Annotated in this window: 2 protein-coding genes; both read right to left on the minus strand. The window is 41.4% G+C overall.

All coding sequences use genetic code 11. The annotated features are described in order from the left end of the window. The coding region (locus VMW39_06545; GenBank protein ID HUW23670.1) for a UDP-glucose/GDP-mannose dehydrogenase family protein at positions 1–1336 on the minus strand (1336 nt) is incomplete at its 3' end. Between the two features lie 70 nt (positions 1337–1406). Continuing rightward, the coding region (rfbD, locus tag VMW39_06550; GenBank protein ID HUW23671.1) for a dTDP-4-dehydrorhamnose reductase at positions 1407–2102 on the minus strand (696 nt) is incomplete at its 5' end.

Here is a 2102-nt window from a genome sequence, read left to right on the forward strand (position 1 = left end):
AACGGCCGATGCTTTTATAGATAAAGCCCAGAGATTTCATCTTTTCAGGCTCGAAGACGTTCCTTCCATCAACTATAATGGGAGCTTTCATCAGCCTCTTAATCTTCTTAAGGTCAAGTTTTTTAAACTCTTCCCATTCGGTGAGAATTACCAGGGCATCACATCCATTTGCTGTGTCGTATGAGTCTTTACAATAGGTAACTTCTTTCAGGATTCCTTTGGCAACTGGAATTGCTACCGGGTCATAAACTTTAATTTTTGCCTCTTCTTTCTGGAGCATTTGAATTATCTCAATTGAAGGAGCATTTCGCATGTCGTCAGTTTTGGGCTTGAAAGCAAGTCCTAAAATACCGATTGTCTTATCTTTTATATTCCATACGGCATCCCTAACTTTACCTACCAGAAGCTCCCTCTGCTGGTGGTTTATCTTTTCCACAACCTTGAGGAGCTCGAAGTCATAACCTAACTTCTGGGTAATTCCTACAAATGCCTGCAAATCTTTAGGTAAACAGGCTCCACCAAAACCAATCCCGGCATTGAGAAAATCCCGTCCAATCCTTTTGTCACACCCTATTCCCTCAGCAACTTTCTTTATATCGGCACCTGCCTTTTCACAAATATTGGCAATAGAGTTTATGTAGGAAACCTTCATTGCTAAGAATGAATTGGAGGCATGCTTGATTATCTCTGCACTCTCAATATCTGTAACGATGATTGGAGCATCGAGGGGCTGGTATAGTTCTCTCATAATCCTTTCTGCTTTCTTAGACTCTACTCCCAGGACGATACGGTCGGGATGCATAGTATCATACACTGCCGAGCCTTCACGTAGAAATTCGGGATTGGAAACAATGTCAAAATTGATACTTTTCTTATTATTCAATTTTACTGTGCGGGAAATCCACTTCCCTGTCTCTACCGGCACTGTGCTTTTCTCCACTATTATCTTGTAACCCTTCATTGTTTGAGCTACTTCCCGGGAGACAGCTTCAACAAAACAGAGGTCTGCCTCTCCATCCGGTTTGGGAGGGGTGTTAACAGCAATAAAGATAATTTCTGAATTGTTAACTCCTTCCTTGATATTCGTAGTAAAAGAAAGCCTTCCAGCACGGACATTTCTCTTTACAAGTTCTTCCAGGCCAGGCTCGTATATAGGCATCTCTCCCCTGTTCAAACTGGCTATTTTCTCTTCATTATTGTCCACACAAATCACTCTATTTCCCAATTCTGCCAGGCAAGCGCCGGTGACCAGTCCTACATGACCGGTTCCGATTATGCTCACCTTTTTGCCTTTTCTTTTCTTCTTAATTTTTTTCTTTTTGGACAATTTAACCATTCTATTTTTCTCCTTTATAAACGCAGACTGAAGTCTGCTACTCTTCCTAATCGCAGGCTGAAGCCTGCGACTACTCAATTTCTTTTAGATAATCTTTTAAAGCTTCCTTCCAGTGCCTCAGCGATTTCCAGCCCTGGAGTTTCCATATACTATTTTCCAGAATGGAAAACTTAGGACGCCTTGCCGGTCTATTTAGCTCCTCAGAAGTAATCGGTTTCACACGAACATCCGAGTCCTGAAGAATCTCTCTTGCAAATTCATACCATGAACATTGTCCACTATTTGTAATATGCCAGATTCCATATAGGCTTGCCCTGGTAGTGGAATCCTTGCGCTCTGTTCCTATAAGCTGAGCAATGGCCCGGGCGAGGTCTTTTGTATACGTGGGTGAACCTATCTGGTCATTTACAACTTCTATCTCTTTTTTCTGTTTTGCCAGTTTTAAGATTGTAGTTACAAAATTTTTCCCGTTTTTTCCAAAAAGCCAGGAACTGCGAACTATATAAAACCTACTTAAAAGAGATTTAATATATAATTCCCCCCAATATTTCGATTTAGCATAGATGCTTTGAGGGTCCGGTCTATCAAACTCTAAATATGGCTCGCCTTTCTCTCCATTAAACACAAAATCTGTGCTGATGTAGAGTAGCTCGGTATCGAATCTCTGGCAGGCAAGAGCAATATTGCGTGTCCCTAAAGCATTGACTCTAAATGCTAAGTCCCTATTCGTTTCGCACCCATCTACATCAGTATAAGCAGCAGAATG

This window comes from bacterium (assembly GCA_035530055.1).
GTDB lineage: Bacteria > UBA6262 > WVXT01 > WVXT01 > WVXT01 > WVXT01.